The organism is Arthrobacter sp. CAN_A214 (assembly GCF_015751955.1).
In the GTDB taxonomy this organism is placed as follows: Bacteria; Actinomycetota; Actinomycetes; order Actinomycetales; family Micrococcaceae; genus Arthrobacter_D.
This window is the reverse complement of the sequence record NZ_JADOUU010000016.1, coordinates 45526-62122: the sequence shown is the minus strand read 5'-3', so window position 1 is coordinate 62122 and position 16597 is coordinate 45526. Positions and strand designations below refer to the sequence as shown.

The window sequence follows — 16597 nt, the reverse complement described above, 5'->3', positions numbered from 1 at the left end:
ACCCCTGGCTGTGGGCGGTGTCCGGGTAGATCCCTTCGGTGATCAGCAATCCGAAGCCGCCACGGGCGAAAGCCTCGTAGTAGGACACCATTTTTCCCGTCGCCAGGCCGTCCTCGGTGGCGCTGACGCGCGTCATCGGTGCCAACGCGACACGGTGCGCGAGCTGCGTGGAGCCAATTCGGACAGGGGACCAGAGCGGGGTGAAATCCGTCATGAGTATCTCCTAGAGAAAGTAGTTTTGAGGGGGTGGGCCCCCGCCCCATCGACGGTGCCCTGCACTCATGCAACGACTCGCGGGTACACCAATATTCCTGCCCTGAGTACCGCCGAGTCTCCAACGATGCTGAGGTGCGCCACGGATTCTCGAGAGACCCAAATGTGCAGTGGAAGCCGAAAGGGTCGGATGATGAACCACTCGGCGTTCCACCGCGGCGAGGAAAACACCCGTACCCGGTTGGGCTCGCATCGGGTAGTACCCGCACGGTGCACGGCCGGTCAAGTCCATGCGCGTGGTGTAACCCAGGGCTGCGTGATTCTAGGTGCGATCACGCGCTCAGGGCGCCGGATTCGCAGGTGGCTTCGCTATAAGGGCGATCCCTCGAGGAGGACGAAGTCCTGACAGGCTAAATGGAAACCGAACCTTCAGCAGTCCCCAACTCAAAACTCTAGTCACACCCGCCCAGGGCATGGCACGGCAGAAACCGGATATCCACTGAGGTCTTTGACCAGTCCACCCTGCCGTTCGTGTGTTCCACAAGCGGATGGTGCTTCCAAGGGGCCGTCGGAACGGGCATCATCTTCACGAGGTCGTTCCTTGTGTCGTTCAGTCCTCCCAGGGCATCCCACTTTTTGCCCGGCAGGTCGCTTGTCCGTTCCCCGGCCATCGCTGTCCTAAGGATCTGTTGCACGGGCACCGTGACGGCGTGTCTGGGTTATTGATCATCGTCGGCAGCCCTGCGTAGGGTGAAATTTCGAGCCCTAGCGTTGAGGGAAACTGGCAAGTTCAGAGCACGAATTACACCTTCAGTCCAACCCAATGTGGCGGCTGCACAACCGGCAGTTCTTCGGCTCCCGCGGGGAGAGCGGATGGGAACTCACATGCGGCCGAAGATGGATCGGATAATAGCGAAGATGCCGTAACAGACTAGGCCGATGGCGATCGCGGTGAGGACATACACACCGACGGGGTGGTACTGGAGGGCCTTCAAGCTGCCATCGAGCCCGGTCGATTCCTGCGGATTGTGGTCGAGGCCGGCGATGACGAAGAGTCCGCCGACGAGGAGCAGTGCAAGGCCCTTGGACACATGCCCCACGACGCCGAAGACCTCGATGACGCGTCCACGGGCGGTGTCCTCGAACGTCCGGAGTTCAGGCCGGAAGGTCCGCCGCACTCCCTTGATGACGAAGTGCACGCCGATTCCGAGGATGATGCCCGCGGTCACGAACACGAGGAGCACGCCGAAACCCGACGCCATGAGGGATTGCGTGAAGTCCACGGTCGATTTCGAGGAGTCAGGGCCATCGCCGAGCCCGAAACGAGCGAACGTCCCAGCCATGGACCCGTAGATGACCACAAGCGAACCCGACGAGATGTGTTTGCCAAGGCGCTGCCCGGTGCTGAGATGCCGGGCGCGCAGTGTCGCCTCGCTGAGCTGCCATAGCGCCAGGCCGGCGCAACCCGCAGCACCGATCCACATGATCGGAGTTCCAAATGGTCCCTCGGCAACTTCCTCGAGCGCACCTGTCGGTTCGGCCTCGCCATTGCCGCCGAAAGCCAGCCGCAGCGCGATGGCGCCGATCAGGATGTGCACCACTGCAAGCGCCGCGAAACCCAACCGTGCCGCGACGTCAAGAGCAGGTGTATCCGATACCCGCTCGACAGCGTCAGCGGCCCGGCTCACCAAGCTTTGTTGGTCCGCGCTGCTGTCCGTCGTCACTGCATACCTTCCCGGCGTCATCCTGCTCAAACCCCTCCCTGGAGGGGACAGCTCCCAACAGCCGCCACTTAGTTTAGCGCCGAGCCCCCTGTGCGGGATGTGCACGGGCAGGGGCGGCAGGAGCTGGATAGTGCGCATCGAACCTGTACTCCAGCACAACCAACGGATTCATTGCGCAAGCAGTGCACGCTGCAGAGGTCTCCGCCCGCGAAGCGTCTCGATCACTACGACTGGCAGGTACACATCGTGTACCTGTCAGACAAAGAGGCGCACCCCGATTTTCGCCGAGCCGATCCAGCAATCGAGGTAGATCGCATGCTGGCTCTTGGTGCCCGCAGGATCGACACTGGTCACGACGAGCAGCCGCGGATTGTTCGGTTGGACTTTAGGAAGCGTCCGTAAGCGGATCCTCCACCGCTCCACTATTTTCAGGGCACACCACCACCAAAAATCCCATATAGAACCTGGGCTGGCCGATTCCCGTATACCCCGCCCGTAAAATCGTCCCGCTTGGGTTGCTCAAACGCTACAGTGAGGACCATGACTGGACACATCATCGGATACGCGCGCGTATCGACCAACGAGCAGGACCTCACCGCCCAACGCAACGGCCTCGCCGCGCTACAGGTGCCCAAGGAGCGGATCTACGTCGACCATGGATTGACCGGCACCAACCGGGAACGACCAGGACTCCGCGAAGCATTGGCGGCGTGCAGGGCGGGGGACACCCTCGTCGTCACCAAACTCGACCGGCTCGCCCGGTCCCTGCCCGATGCGCGAGACATCATCGAGGACCTCACCAAGAAAAAGGTCAAACTCAGCATCGGCGGAAACGTCCACGACCCCACCGACCCCGTCGGCCGACTCCTGTTCAACGTCCTGGCCATGGTCGCCGAATTCGAATCCGACCTCATCCGCGCAAGAACCCGCGAGGGCATGCAGGTCGCCAAGGCCAAAGGCCGGCTCCGCGGCAAGCAACCCAAACTCTCCAAGTCCCAGGAAGCGCACCTCGTCTCCCTATATAAGGGAGGACAACACACCACCACCGAAATCGCCGAACTCTTCAAAGTCGCGAGGTCGACGGTGTACCGCATCGTGCAGCGGACAACGTGACTGCGCTGCTGAGCCGCTTGGCGTGGGTGTTGAGAGCTCGGAGGCCTGCGTGCGGTCCAAGGGGACGACTTGGACACCGAACACCTATATTCTGGGCCGACCTGGACAAAGCGGAAGTGAGGGACGCAATGACGCAAACCCCAGACTGCAAGCCCTGGTGCGAGAATCACGGCGTCGATGGGAGCTGCAGCGCCTACAAGTGCCTTCATTTCGAGCCGGAACTGGGTAAACCGGACGATTCCGAAGCCGGCCAACTTATCGCGCAGTTCCGCGCCATGGGAAAAATAACGAGGGATCTCGACCGGATCGCGGACGGAGTCTTCCTAAAGGCCAACTACGTCGACGAGAACGAGGAGGAGCAAGACGGGAACCTGAGCTTCACCCTTGAACTCTGCGACGACGAGGACCGTGAGGACGAGGACGGGCGACTCGGATCCGCCTATCTAACTCTGAATGAGATCAAAGGTCTACACGCTCAAATGGGGGCATTCATTTCAAAAATCGAGGCATCCAAGTAGCCCCGATACCAAATGTGCTAGGGGTGGGCTCGATCACTACGCTGCTAGCCGCCCGGTGGTGTTCCTGTTTAGGTATCTTACGCAACCAGCACCGTACCGGGGGTGCGTTTTCTATGTTGAGTGAATCGGCTGGGCTGGTTGTTCAATGGCATGACCTGGAAGCTTTCAGTCTTACTTATTTTCTCGAATGTAGGTGATTCCAAACGCCTTTACTTGGCGGAACTCCTGGAGCCTACTTGCGAGATCAAAGGCGTCTCCGGTGACATACTGAAAAATGTCTAGCCCGCGACCGAGAAGGATCCTCCACCCGGTGTCGGTGAGGATAGACCGATCATGAATGCTGCCATCGAAGTTGACGTCAACGTTGATGCCGCCGACAGATGCTCCTTGCTGCAACTTCAGCAACAATTCGTACTGCTTGCGGAGCTTGTCCTCTCCCTCGGTGTTCTCTGAAGTAATAAGCTTTATATCCACTTCGTCCGCGGCTTCCTTTGTAACTGCGATGCACTCAATGAGTTCCATGAGGTTGCGGGTCTGATGGAACTGCCGGATGTACGGGTCGATTATTGTGATCTGTGTTGCTCCGTGCAGGTACGGGGCAAGGAGGGTTTCGAACGAGACTCCCCGCTGATTTTCCTGGAACTCCCGGTGGCCCTCGAACAGCAGATCCTCGGCAATTGCCTTCGTTGCAGGCAACTGGCTGTCTTCAGCAGTGGCCGCGACACCGCCTACCGTCGGATTGCCAGCTGGCTTTTCGGTCTCGGCACCCTTACTGCCCTCGCGGTAGTAGTACGCCGGGTACTCATCTTCTTCAAGCGTAGAGACAGGGTGCCATGTGCCGACCTTGTCGAGGTAGCCAAACTTAACGTCGGCCATGGTCGAGTCGATACGCAGGATTTGGTCTTTAACGCGCTTGCGTCCCTCGATAGCAAACCTCAGGATCTCTTCAATTTCTTCGGGGGTGGATTCCTCATGGGGGTAGAGGATTTTCATCAGCCCGGAGAACGTTTTGTGGATGCTGTCGCGGTCTCGGGTCGATATATCCGATGACAGTGTGAAGTGCCGCTGGTAACGGTCGGAGTAGTCCATTGAGCGCATCGACTTGAGCACTTCGGCTATGTAATCAACGACGAACCCGTAGCCGTTGGAAAACATTTCACCTCGGATGGTGTCGACTTCCCAGCCTGGAATGTAGTGATGCAGGCGGTCGAGGTAAGCTGAGTCGTGGTAACTCTCGGGTAGCTCATCGAATAGGTCGGAGTGTTTGAGCATGTATGGCACGGTGTGCGAAGTGTTGCCGACGAACACCATCGACGCCTCAGCGCCGAGCGTCTCAACCCCGCGGGAGAAAGATTTGTTCGCCATGTAGTTCTTCATGATGTCGACGAGTGCTTTGTCGGTGCGCTTCTTCTTTCCCGCGAATTCGTCGAAAGCAACGACGTCCCAGTAGCCGACCAAACCGAGACGCCCATTGGCGTTGTTGACGAACAACTTTGGGACGGTGACCTCGCCGCCGGAGATGAGCATTCCGTGGGGTGAAAACTCCGAAAAGATGTGGGACTTACCTGTGCCCTTCGGACCAAGCTCGACGAGGTTGTAGTTGCGCTCCACGAATGGGATCAGCCGAACGAGCTGGATGAGTTTGGCGCGGTGTCCGAACAGGTCGGGGTTGAACCCGATCGACTGCACCAGCAGGTCCATCCACTCCTCGGTTGTGAACTCGCCTCGCGCCGTGAGGTAGCCCTCAAAATCGAAGTTCGACAATTGGATGGGCTTAATCGATCCGAGAATCCAGGGAACGACGCGGGCGTCGTTGCTGTGGAAGTACTCGATATCGCAGATGCACCACACCCCGCCGACGAGCAGCTTTGGGTGGGCCTTGATCGTCGCGGATTCAACGATCACGCTTTTAATGCCAAGGTTGGCGAACTCGGCGTGGTAGACGTCATCCTTCTCGTTGAGCGTGGCGGTTACTTTGTCAATGATTCGGTGACGCCCGCGCTCTCTGATGGTGGATTTCACCAGTTCTGACTGGTTTCGGTTCACGTAGTGGTCGGCGAGGATCTTGCGCACTGTGCCGATGCCCGCTTGAATGGTGGCCTCATCATCGGATGCCGCGTATTGGCCGAGCAGGTACTCCAGCACGTAGGAGGGCACGATGGCGTTGCCCTTGACGGCCTTTACCAAGTCCTTGCGGACCACAACGCCTGGGAAGAGTTGGTTGATTTTCCGGTCTAGGTCGCTTTGCGCGGGAATGGCATCTGCTCGCGCGTTAGCCCCAGCGGGTATCTCCTGATTGATTCCGTTCACTTCGCTCATGGCCGCCCTGTCCTTAGAAGTCAAAGTCCGAGGCGAATGATCGCTTCAGCGTGTAGATCGCCTTGCCGTAGACCCGCCATTGGTTAGTGCCTGGGATGGGTTCCTCGAGTCGAAACTCGACCGGGCTGTTGTTGTGGTCATTCGCGTCCTGCTTGAGGAGCATGTGGGCGTTCTGGTAACGGTCACGCTGGTCGGTCGAGTCTCGGTCGAAGGTGAGTGAAAGCTGATTTGAAATGAGGATCTTGCCGACATACAGGCCCGCGCGGAGCACAAGGGGTCGAACTTTCTCGCTTACGGGCTCGGCTTGGAACAGCTTGATGATTAGCTGGCCTGTGGTGATTTTGTCTGCCTCGGGCAGGATCTTGACGCTTACTGTTCGCAGGTCGCTCTTGCGCTTTTTATTGATCGTGAGTACTGGAACGATGATTTCCTGCAGGGATGCGCCTCCGTGGACGAATCGCGAGCCGGCTCCGGGAAGCCGCAGCCGGTGGATCGACTTTGGTATCTGTATTTCCAGGTCTCCGTCGAGGCCGAGTTGAGCTGACGTGAAGGTTTTGAACGCGTGGTCTTCCTTCAGGCCGCGACCGAGGACGTAACGGCGCTTGGTCGCCTTGATGTCGTCACCTTGCGGTCGGGTCGACAAGTAGAAGGCGTCCTCGAGCGCAGTGTCCTGGAACAGGAAGCCGTGGTCTGCTGTGATGAGGATGTTCGTCGCATTCGCGTTCGTCAATCGCTTAATCAAATCGATGAGCTCGCGAAGCGTTTCCTCGGCGGCCTCGAAGACTTGGCGCTCGGTGCCTGCCGTATCCCCAGTTGCGTCAATGCGGTCGTGGTAAACGTACAAAACTTGGTGCTGCTGGTACAGCTCCCGCAGCTCGTCTCGGGTTAGGGATAACACGTCCTCAGCCTGGATTGCTTTCCCGTCTACGGCGGCGAGAACCTTGCTGCGGTTCACGGTGTTGTCTGTGCGTTGGCCGTCGGCCAAGACTGGATCGCCGTCCTTGGAGTGTCCAATCGTGCTGTGGGGCAGTAGCGCGGCCATGCCAAGCTGGGTGTAACTGGGCAGCACACCGAGCATGGCTTTCAGATCCGCATCGTAACGGTCTTCCTGACGGATGCGTGAGCCAAGTTCATCGGCGATTTCATACCGCAGGGCGTCCGAGATAATGACGACGGCCTTACGCCGGCCATCCCTTGTGATGGGAGCGACGTGATCGGTGTAGAAAGACGTTTGCGATCGGAGTGCGACGGACTTCCAGCCGTCGACCCCATCGACCTGTTGTTGCCAGGCGTTACCCAGGTCGTAAAGGAACTTGTTCGCGTAAAACTTCTCCACCTGGGCGCGCAGACACTCCAGCGGGCCGCTAAACTCAGCGGTGCGAGCTGCATAGGTGAACTGCCTGTAGAGCTGGTCAATGCGGAACCAGTTACTGCGGTATTGCTCCAGTCCCTCGTCGAACGACTGCATCGACAGCTCGAGCGTAGTGAGGGCACTCAGGAGATCAGAAGCGCACCCGATCGCGGCATACAGCTTGCGGTACCCGACAATCCAAATGCTGCTCTGGCGGCTGCGAATAACCTCTGCTACTTCTCGGGGTGAGACGGTCCGCTCAGTGACCGCCCGTGCCAGATCACTGATGATCGTACGATCAGTTTCCTCAAACAAGTCGTCGCCTAACAGGTCGCGGAAGCTTGCGTCTTCGATGGTGCTGGCATAGTCCAGGTCTCGCGCTGCGCGCTTTGCGAGCGTAGTCAATGCCTCCTGGCTGCGCCGGTCATTGCGAAGGCTCCCAAAGTCGAGCTGGATGTTGCGTAGACCGACTGATCGTTCGACCTTAAATCCGGCATTCGCCTGTCGGAACATCCATAGCGTGAAATCAGCAATACTGGGGTTCGGCGACACATAGCCATAGATTGATGCCACGCCCTGCCAGTAGAACTCGTCGAGGCCGTGCTCGGCGAGAGCACCGTACTTGGCATACGCACCACCGGCGTTCTCGATCAGCAGGATGCGTGTGATTTCTAGCAAGCTGTGCTCGCTTTGACCGAGCAGAACCGCCGACATCTTTGCTTGCAGCAGCCGGGCATCATCATCAGCGTTGAGCAGCTTCTTCAACCCTTGGACGCGTCTAGACACGCGGAAGAAACTGTCCCGCGCCAGCAGGACTTCGCCAATACCGTCGGCGGTAAGCCCTAGTTCCTGTTGCACTAGCGAGGTCCGGTCCGCGGTGAACACGCCGTAGGCCAGCTCCAGGTCGAGCAGCCAGTTGCCGATTCCGGTCGGCACGGTGCCCGAGCGGTATACGAGGAACTTCGTCTTAGGCTCGTGGTGCAGCAATCGGTTTCTGACTGCGTACTCGTCGTTAGTGACGCGCACAGTCTGCACGCCCTCCAGGCCGAGCGTGTCGAGGCCGGCGGCGTACTCGCCCTCGGGATCGTGCCAAAACACCACCCTCTGCGTCTCAAAACGACGCTTTAAGTGGGGCCTGATGGCGGATGTTTCACTCATCGCTTACCTCAAGTCCGGGAATCTTCTTCAGCGCGGCACCGAGTTTTGGGTAGTTCGCCTTCACGCCGTCGTCGAGGTCAATTTGTACTTGCTGGCTTGCCAACGGGTACAGCACGTCGTGCTCGTACTCGTCGAGTTCAAGCAGCACCTTGCGCAGACGGTCGACTTCCTTTAGAGCGGCAGCCTTCTCGCGTGGTGTGCCGTTGCTCGTGGCGAGCCGCTCGTAGTGCTCCCGGCTGGCCGCAAGTTTTGCTTTAAACTCGCGCAGGTACTCGTTGAGAACGGTCGAGACGGTCGACGGCGTATAGCGGTGCATGTAGATCAGCGCGTTGAATGACCCCTTCGGGCTGGAAAAGAGCCAGTAGACCGGGCGCTTCTTGTACCGCTGTAAATGATCCTTATAGAAGGACTTCACGAAGTAGTCACGCAAGTTCTTCACGCCTAGCGAGCCGGTGACAAACCGCAGGTTCTCCTCGAAGTGCTGGTCCCCGAACGCGACCCGCAGGAACTGGCGGAACTGCCCCACAATGTCGTCCTCGAACCAATCCCCATCGATGATCGGGATCACGTTGTCCTTGTCCGGCATGAACGTCGGGCTCGGAACCTTAATGAGGTAGTCCTGAAGCGTGTCCCCCTGGTTCGCGAGGATTAAGCCCAGTTCGTCGAGGCTGTAGCGCCCGAGCATGCAGCCGACGGCGTAAGAAACCAAATCGGAGACGATGTCTGCGCTGAGCAACTTGCTGTGGTCGGCGACGCGGTCAATTCCGTAGCGATAAGCAGGGTTCATTGATAAGGTCACGTTTTCTACCGGAACCTGAGTTTCAACGGTATCGGTCAAACCATAAGAATCGGCTAGTACAACATTGATTCGCTCTTCAGTTTCGCGAAGGTTCGCGACTGATGCCTCCATTGACGCGATATGCACAGCGACGGTTTGATGCAAAGGAAGGTTTGTGCCCTCTCTCACGCGAAGCGGCGAGACTGTGAAGTCCCAAGATGTCTCAAACATGTCCCAATCGGTAATGGAGATCTCGATGCATCTCTCGGCAAGGTGCGAGACACGCTCATGCATCGTGGTATCGATCGGGAGACTCCGCACATGGCCAATTTTGAAGTCCAACGTCGGCGCGAGCATAGTCATGAAGCGTGTTGTAACAGCACTGTTGAGCTGAGCTTCCAAAGAGAACAACGTAGCGTTTTCGTCGTCCTTGGCAAAGCCCATGGGGCCCTTTGTATCGAAGATGAAGCCACCCGGCACGTGGCGGACGGCAAACGATCCCCCTGAAAGGCTCGACCAAGTAAATCCGGTCTCAAAGTAAAAGCCCGGACTACGAATCACCGACTGCGGCCGACGACCTCGAAGTTCCTTGCCATCGTCCTCCCAGTTAACAACGTAATCATTGTGGCCGTACCAGCGCCGTGTCCCACCACCCTTCACATGTGGAACCCACTTCGCGCGGGCATCATCGGTTTGCCGGGTCTTAGACCGCGAGACCTCGTGCCACAGGCGTAAATACTTATCGTTGTTGCCAGTCGTAAGTCCTTCCCTGGTCGCCGCCACGTCATCGAGCCGCGCGAATGGGTGCCGAAGAAGCTCGAGCTCCGCCTCTCCTGCCCAATAGATGAACGGAGCTCCAGGTATGTCGGCGAAGTTGGACGATTTCGACTCGTATCGCTTGCCTCGATCATTCACCGCAGAGCGGAGACTCTCACTCTTCGCCCGCTCTGATCGGCCATCTACCAGCCGCACGTAGTCCCCGGTTACATCGCGCACGCCCGATTCGATGACAAAAGCTGCCGTAGACACAACGGCCCCTCCGATCGTGTCGAAAGCGTTCGTTCCAAGATGTGCTAGGGCGACCACCGAGCCACCTGAGAGGAGACGTCGTCTTAGTGCCTCGTACGAGGTCAGGAACAGCCAGGACTGCATCGTGATCATTGCCACGAATCCACGAGGTAAGACGAGCCGGACGTTGCGGTCAATGAACATGGCGAAAAGATCGAACCGGGAATCAGAGTATTTTGTCTTGGCAAACTCTGTGAGCGAGGAATTCATGTTTCCGGCGCCCATATATGGGGGGTTCGCGACTACGACATTGTACCGCTGGCTAAGAAAGTCAGCTTGTTTGAGAACGCGAAGCGCACTTTCTCGGAGCTCCAAATCGAAGAGATTGTCGTCAATCCCATGAGCGCTCAGGTCGCGTCTGAGCTTCTCAGCCACGCCCTGACGAGGGCAAATAAGAGATCCAAACGTGTCAGCCTGCTCGAACTGTGTCCAAAAGGCCACTTCACCGTCAAGGTCGCCACCCTGGGTGACGAGAGCGCCCAGTTCAGCGGGCGTGAACGAGATGGGTTCGAGCACGCAAATGTTCGGCTGGACCTGCTTATTGAAGAACGTGCGCTGCCGGGCGCGGGCCTTCATCGTCAGGACGAACGCGGCCAATGCCCCAGCACGGGCGTCGATCTCGGTGCCGTAAAGGTTGTTTTCGAGGATCAGGCCCGGAATGTCGGAAGGAGCGTAGCCCTCTTCCTCGTAGATCGTGTAAATCAAGTCGAACGCGTAGGTCAACATGTGGCCGGAGCCACAAGCCGGATCGATGACCTTCAGCTCTTCGGGGCTGGAGACTTTTAGGTAGTCCATCTCCTCGTCAACCGGAGCGATGTAATAGTCCATTCGGTCGGCCAGGCGCGAAGTGGGCCGGTTGAGCAGCCAGAGCCGCCCAAGGGAGTTCTCGACCAAGTAGCGGACGATCCAGTGCGGGGTGAAGAGCTGGGTGGCGGCGGGGATGTCATCGGCGCCGGCTTTCTTGTTTTTCTTGAACCCGGCGAAGACTTCACCCTTGCGCTCGGAGATGTAGAACTGGTACAGCCAACCGATGACTTCAACGTCTTGGCAGACCTCTTGGGTGAGCACGGCTACTGTCCGCGCGAGCACGGAGTCGTCGGCGAGGAGGTTGGCGGGGATCAGCAGTTCGGTGTAGTCGCCCTCGCGTTCGAACATGAATGGCATCGAGCGGTTCCAGTACCGGCAGTACTCCGCGAGTAGCAACGCGTACGCCTCTCCCTGAGGGTCGTCACTGCGGCGGGTGCCGTTAAGCAGACTAGAGACGGCCTCCACTGTGCGCTTGTTCGTGACGACGGTGCTGTCGATGTTCCCGCGCTTGGCCTCGGCGAGAACCTCGGGCTGCCCGCCCCCGCGACCCTGTTCAGGAGAGACAACACCGATGCCGGTGTAGCCGTTGGCGTCCATGAACCGCAGCGCAATAATGCGGTTGAACCAGGTGTAGGCAACTTTCTCGGCTACGGCGTCGCTCTTGTCGCCGCCAGCAGCGTTAACGGCCCTCTCTAACGCGACGACTGCGTTGGGCTGCTCCTGGCGCAGCTCTTGCGATGCCAGAACGACCGAGATGCGGGCCGACACCTCGCGCATGAGTGTAGTGCGAGCCCAAGCGGCGAATGACTTCAGCGGCGCAGTTTCCATCAAAGCGCAATTCTCTTTCCATCGTTAAGCGTGTTCAGCAGCGCATCGCGAAGCGCACCGAGGTAGCGGTCGACATCCTCCGGGTTTTCCAGGACGCCGTGGGCACCAGACACGGTAATCGTCTTAATCGAGATAGTTTGCCTCGGTGCTGGCCCAGGTCTGTCTGTGCCACCTTCGTCTTGTGGAGAGGATGCGAGCTGGTCGAGCAGCGCTGGGTAGGTCTTCTCCTCAAAGCTGTTGCCCTGCTCGCGGATGAGTGCAATCTGTCGCTCACTGCTTAAGCGGGCAATGATCTGATCGATTATGTGGCTGACATGACGCTGCGCGTCCTCCGTGGCTTTGCCATAGTAGGCGCCACCCAGTATCTCGGTCCTGCGTCCTTCGATGTCCTCGATGACCTTCCTGCGGTTGGTGGCGAGTGCGTCCTCGACCTGCGCGCGGAGAGCTTCTGTGGCCTGCTTAAGCTGAGTCATGCGCTTACCGAGGAAGGCGTTTGCGTCTTCCAAGAACCGTTTGATCTCAGTGTCGTTTTCTGTCGGCAGGTATCCGAGGTTGTTCGCGTTCGCAGCGAGCAACGCGACGGCCTCGTCATAAATGACTTTCTGACCGCCGCCCAAAAACAATTGAATCGGGTCGATCACGTTCTCTTTGGCGTCGAGCAGATCGTCACTAAGATCAAACTCGGTCAGATACCACTCATTAGGCTTGCCCACAGCCCTTTCGAGCAAGGTGATGGGGGCAGCCAACTGCTCGACGAGCGGGTACTTCGAACCGCTCACTCGCGCCTTGAGCTCAGCGAGCTTCGCTTCAAGCTTGTCGCTGCCGTGCCGGGCCAGCTCCAGCGGATCCTTTGGTGCGGTTGCCTCGTCGAAAAAATCGGTGCAGAACTTCCGGAACGCCGTGACCTTACGCTCGTCAAAGAGCTTCTGCGGGGCGAGCACCGCATGCAAGTGCTTTTGCGTATTGCGCAGTATTGGAGCGACCTCGGTGCGCTTGAGTATGTTTCCATCGATGGTAACCGTGATCTTTGAGGTGCCCACGAGCCAGGCGATAACTACCTCGATGGAGGCGAGATCCCAACCGTAGGGCTTGGCTTGGAACGCATCTATGATCCTCTTGACGGTCACTTGCTCGCCGAGCCGGTCACGTTGCAGCACGAACGAGAGCACCTCATCACCCGGGCTGGTCAACGTCGACAGTGACGAACCGTCGATCATGCTTGAGTGATCCGGATTGGCGAAGGCAGCAACCTGCTGTTCGCTATATATGGAGCCTCCGAGCAGTCTGAGTTGGGTATAAGTGCGGCTTATGAGGTCCTGAAAGCCGTCCGCCACGCGCGCGAAAGCGTCTTGGGAGGAAGAGGTCACGTCGGTGGCGTTGATTACGAGGTCCGCCTTGCCGACGGCCCGGCGAATACGCTCGATGAGCTCTTTCTCGCGTTCGACGTTCTGTGTCGCCTTAGAGCGCAGAATCTGGTCCTCGATTGCCGACAGTGAAGTGGTCTGCTTGAGCTTGGTGTACTTCTCCGTCTTGATCAGCAAACGCAGGTCCAAAAGGGCACGCTCGTCGGGTTTTAGGATGACGCGCAGCTCGTCCTTGCCCGCGCTATGCATACGAGTCTCTTCAGCGCCGAACGGATACTCCGGGGTGATGAAATGCACGGTCAGTTCGCGTTGCTGCCCGTATACCTGGTCGTCTAGCTTGTATCCGAAAGCGAAGTCCTGCCCGTTTTTGGCGTACCGCAGCTTGCTCGTGCGAACGACGTCGCCGGAGATGATCTTGAACAATCGGCCGCTGATCTCCGACGGGTCGAAATCAACGTTCTTGATTTCCTCCTCAATGACCTGTTCTTCGTTGGTCAAGTACTCGTAGAGGTTGCCGTTGCGCTGCACGTACGTCTGCGTCTCTAGCAGCGTCAGAGCCTCCTGTACCTGTTTGGACAGCGCGGGCAAGTCGAGACCGAAGTGGTCGTAGACCAGCACGGTGAGGTTGCGCGGGGTGGCGTGGAAGCCTTCGACGTACTTCACGAGGAACAGCGCCTTGAGTAGTCGCACGGCCAGCTCATTGTCGAGGTTCCGCTCCGCCACGTCGATCGAACGCTGTGCGGCGGACTTCAGTGAGGCGCGGATGCCTGCGAACATGTGATCGAACGTGGCTAATCTGCCCACTTCGACGTTGCCTATGCCCTTGACGACCTGCTGCACGACGCCGAGCATCGACCGCTCACCGACTGAGCTGTTACGGCCCTCGAACACATTGTGGTCGGAGATGCCCTCAATTGCGGCTTGGAATAGCGGGAATTGGTAACTCACGAACGGGTAGGTGCCAAGGAAGTGTGCCTCGTCAGTGTAATTGCGGTACGTCTTCGCGCCATCCACAAAGTCGAACAGGGTCTTGAAGTTGGCGTGCTGCTCTGCGTAGATCGAACTCAGCGCGGCCTCACCCGCTTCGTTTTTCTCCAGCAGGCGTTTACGGATGACCTCTTCGACGTCAGCGCTAGTGAGTTTCATTCGAGTGGCGAACCGGTCCCGAATCTTGGAGAAGTCGTTGCCTTGCTGCTTGGTGCGATCACCAACAATCTTGTCCATGTCCTCCTGCGAGGTCACGAATACCCACGCCCGGCCGTGGCACTTGGTGTTCAGTGACTCGGCGATCGTCTGGAGGTTGAGCATCAAGTGCGTGTTTGATCCGATGAACTGGCCAACCTCATCGACATAGAAGTTGAGCCGGAAGCCGTCTTCCTGTTTGTCGAGCCACGTCTTCACCTCGTCGGCGAAGTCCTCGATCGAGACCGAATACTCGTTGCGGTATTTAGTAAGAATGTTGGTTGGTGTGCCATCGGTTTGGCCGCTGACCTCGGCATACGCCTTGGCCACGTTGACCTCTTCGAGTACGCCTTCTTCACGTCCTTGGCCCCAACTGCGTCCGGAGATACGGGCGTATGCGATCTTGAACGCTTCGTACTGGCCGCGATTGTCCAAGTCGCGCTCGAACCGGGCAACATGCCCTTGATTGCCGTAATATCCACGGCTCTCATCGAAGACCTTGACAAACACCTTCAGCAAGGCGTCGGCCTGCTCCTTCGTGATGAGGGTAGCTTTTTGGTCGATGTTGAACAGCAGGCTCTTTCCCGGAATCCGCTCAGCTTTAGTCAGCAGTGCTGGGAGGAAGGCGTCCTGTGCCTTAGTCCGGAAACTTTCGGACACGCGCTCCCGCGGGAATGCCTGACCGTCCACCTCACCGAGGAGGTGCGCGAGTAACTTCAACAAGTGCGACTTACCGGAACCGAAGAAACCCGAAATCCACACACCGTTGGCGTTGGTGTAGTTCGTGTATGCCTCAAGCAGCAGCTCCATGCCCTTGGCCGCTTCGTTCGTAAGGACGTACTCATCAACTTCGGTGCCCAGGTGCGCGGTGTCGTCAGCCTTGATGACACCCTCTATGGGGCGCTGAACGTCTTTAGCGAAGATCTGGTTTAGATTCATCGAGTCAAGCCTCCTGTTCCAAGATGTTCTTGGCTCGGTAATACTGGTCGTCTTTGAGTCGCCCGAACAGCACGAGCGACGAACCCAAAGTGTCGGACTGCTCGTAACGGCCGGGAAAAAACATGAGCATCGGCTTATCGGTCACGACGCTCTGCAAGTTGTGCAGCACGTTGTGCGAACGGATGTACGGGAATACTTCGCCAATGCCGGTCAGGAAGAAAATATCGAAGTCACTCTCGGCAAGCTTGGTGCGGATCGCCGACGCGATGTGGAGCTGCGGGTCGAGCATCCCCTGGAGCAATTCGCGGAAGTCGGCCTTGTCCTGCTCGGGTTCGAGCGCGATCAGCCGATCCCAGACTCCGCGTTCCTTGAGAATTTCTACTGACAAGTCGTAAAGGTTGATTTCGTGGACCACGACGCCCTTGTTCGCCAGCCGGTTTTTGATGCGCTTCTTCGATCCAGCGACCGGGAGTGCATCTTCGGGGTCGTAGGGGTAGATGAAGAACGGCACCTCGTTGCTCAGGCCCTCCATCTTCAGAAAGCGTTTGCCGCTGAGGACAGCGAACAGGTGCTCTTCCTGCTTGGATAACTCGGTCCTTGTCACTTTTAGACCCTCCCGGAAACAACATTGGTGGTCGGGAAAAACCGCAGGTCATTTGGAGTGCGCGCCGCCAAGGCGCTGTCGACGCGTTGAGACAGCATGACCTGCTGTATGCGTCCGGCAGAAAGCAAGCTGGCATCGTTGAGCATCCGGAACAGGTTTGAACGCAACTTGAGCCGCGTGGAGTTTTCAAGTTTATCCAGTTCGGTATGCCACAAAGACTTGCCCCGCACAAAGCTGTCGAAATCTTCATATGTGAGCGTCGGCGTAAGCAAGAGGAACCGCTCGCGCACGACCTCCTCAGCGAACTCTCCGACCAGGCTATATCGACGACAGGCCGCCGCCCATAGCAGGTGTCCGCGCTCCGTTGACGTTGCCTCGATGAATAGTTCAATCTCGTTAGCGGTTAGAACTGCGAGCCGCTGAGTGACTTCGCGCGCCAGTCTGGATCCAGAGGCGACTGTGCGGGCTTGTAACAAGTTTTTTTCGGCGATCACCGCTCGAATATTGAGCGGGTCATGTTCCTGTAGGAACAAGGGCGCGACGATGGCCGCCTCACGCATGAGCAAAGCCCCACTGGTAAATGAGAGCGAATAGCGTTGTATCGCGGCGGCAGGGTGCTCGACCACAGGTG

At 58.2% G+C, this 16597-nt stretch carries 10 protein-coding genes; 2 read left to right on the top strand and 8 right to left on the bottom strand.

The annotated features are described in order from the left end of the window. Both IWX65_RS13210 and IWX65_RS13205 read right to left on the bottom strand, forming a co-directional pair. Positions 1–214, bottom strand: a 214-nt coding sequence (locus IWX65_RS13210) for an oxidoreductase (RefSeq protein WP_442859199.1), incomplete at its 3' end; no start/stop codon positions are given. A gap of 880 nt (positions 215–1094) precedes the next feature. Continuing rightward, positions 1095–1937 (bottom strand): DUF1206 domain-containing protein, encoded by an 843-nt coding sequence (locus IWX65_RS13205; protein WP_334683857.1) that lies wholly within the window; start codon positions 1935–1937, stop codon positions 1095–1097. 540 nt (positions 1938–2477) lie between these two features. Between IWX65_RS13205 and IWX65_RS13200 the strand changes: the two genes are divergently transcribed. Both IWX65_RS13200 and IWX65_RS13195 read left to right on the top strand, forming a co-directional pair. Then, positions 2478–3050 (top strand): recombinase family protein, encoded by a 573-nt coding sequence (locus IWX65_RS13200; RefSeq protein WP_196883512.1) that lies wholly within the window; start codon positions 2478–2480, stop codon positions 3048–3050. A 128-nt stretch (positions 3051–3178) separates the two neighbouring features. Continuing rightward, complete coding sequence (locus tag IWX65_RS13195) at positions 3179–3568, top strand: hypothetical protein (RefSeq protein ID WP_196883511.1); 390 nt, start codon at positions 3179–3181, stop codon at positions 3566–3568. 171 nt (positions 3569–3739) lie between these two features. On the opposite strand, the gene brxL is transcribed toward IWX65_RS13195, so the two are convergent. From brxL to IWX65_RS13165, 6 genes are read right to left on the bottom strand one after another with little or no spacing between them, the layout of a single operon-like run. Beyond that, positions 3740–5887: a BREX system Lon protease-like protein BrxL gene (gene brxL, locus IWX65_RS13190; RefSeq protein WP_196883509.1), complete on the bottom strand. Its 2148-nt coding sequence runs from the start codon at positions 5885–5887 to the stop codon at positions 3740–3742. Positions 5888–5900: 13 nt separating this feature from the next. Then, positions 5901–8396: a BREX-1 system phosphatase PglZ type A gene (gene pglZ, locus IWX65_RS13185; protein ID WP_196883507.1), complete on the bottom strand. Its 2496-nt coding sequence runs from the start codon at positions 8394–8396 to the stop codon at positions 5901–5903. Further along, positions 8389–11877: a BREX-1 system adenine-specific DNA-methyltransferase PglX gene (gene pglX, locus IWX65_RS13180; protein ID WP_196883518.1), complete on the bottom strand. Its 3489-nt coding sequence runs from the start codon at positions 11875–11877 to the stop codon at positions 8389–8391. Before pglX ends, pglZ begins: the two co-directional genes overlap by 8 nt. Further along, complete coding sequence (gene brxC, locus IWX65_RS13175) at positions 11877–15362, bottom strand: BREX system P-loop protein BrxC (protein ID WP_196883505.1); 3486 nt, start codon at positions 15360–15362, stop codon at positions 11877–11879. The genes pglX and brxC overlap by 1 nt, the downstream gene beginning before the upstream one ends. Positions 15363–15366: 4 nt before the next feature. Continuing rightward, complete coding sequence (locus IWX65_RS13170) at positions 15367–15966, bottom strand: DUF1788 domain-containing protein (protein WP_196883503.1); 600 nt, start codon at positions 15964–15966, stop codon at positions 15367–15369. A 2-nt stretch (positions 15967–15968) separates the two neighbouring features. After that, positions 15969–16592, bottom strand: a complete 624-nt coding sequence (locus IWX65_RS13165; RefSeq protein ID WP_334683856.1) for a DUF1819 family protein — start codon at positions 16590–16592, stop codon at positions 15969–15971. Positions 16593–16597: the final 5 nt, after the last annotated feature.

Excerpts from the sequence above, each read along its gene's own strand:
- brxC (WP_196883505.1), bottom strand. The coding sequence starts at position 15,362 with ATGAATCTAAACCAGATCTTCGCTAAAGACGTTCAGCGCCCCATAGAG.
- pglX (WP_196883518.1), bottom strand. The coding sequence starts at position 11,877 with ATGGAAACTGCGCCGCTGAAGTCATTCGCCGCTTGGGCTCGCACTACA.
- brxL (WP_196883509.1), bottom strand. The coding sequence starts at position 5,887 with ATGAGCGAAGTGAACGGAATCAATCAGGAGATACCCGCTGGGGCTAAC.
- pglZ (WP_196883507.1), bottom strand. The coding sequence starts at position 8,396 with ATGAGTGAAACATCCGCCATCAGGCCCCACTTAAAGCGTCGTTTTGAG.
- IWX65_RS13200 (WP_196883512.1), top strand. The coding sequence starts at position 2,478 with ATGACTGGACACATCATCGGATACGCGCGCGTATCGACCAACGAGCAG.
- IWX65_RS13195 (WP_196883511.1), top strand. The coding sequence starts at position 3,179 with ATGACGCAAACCCCAGACTGCAAGCCCTGGTGCGAGAATCACGGCGTC.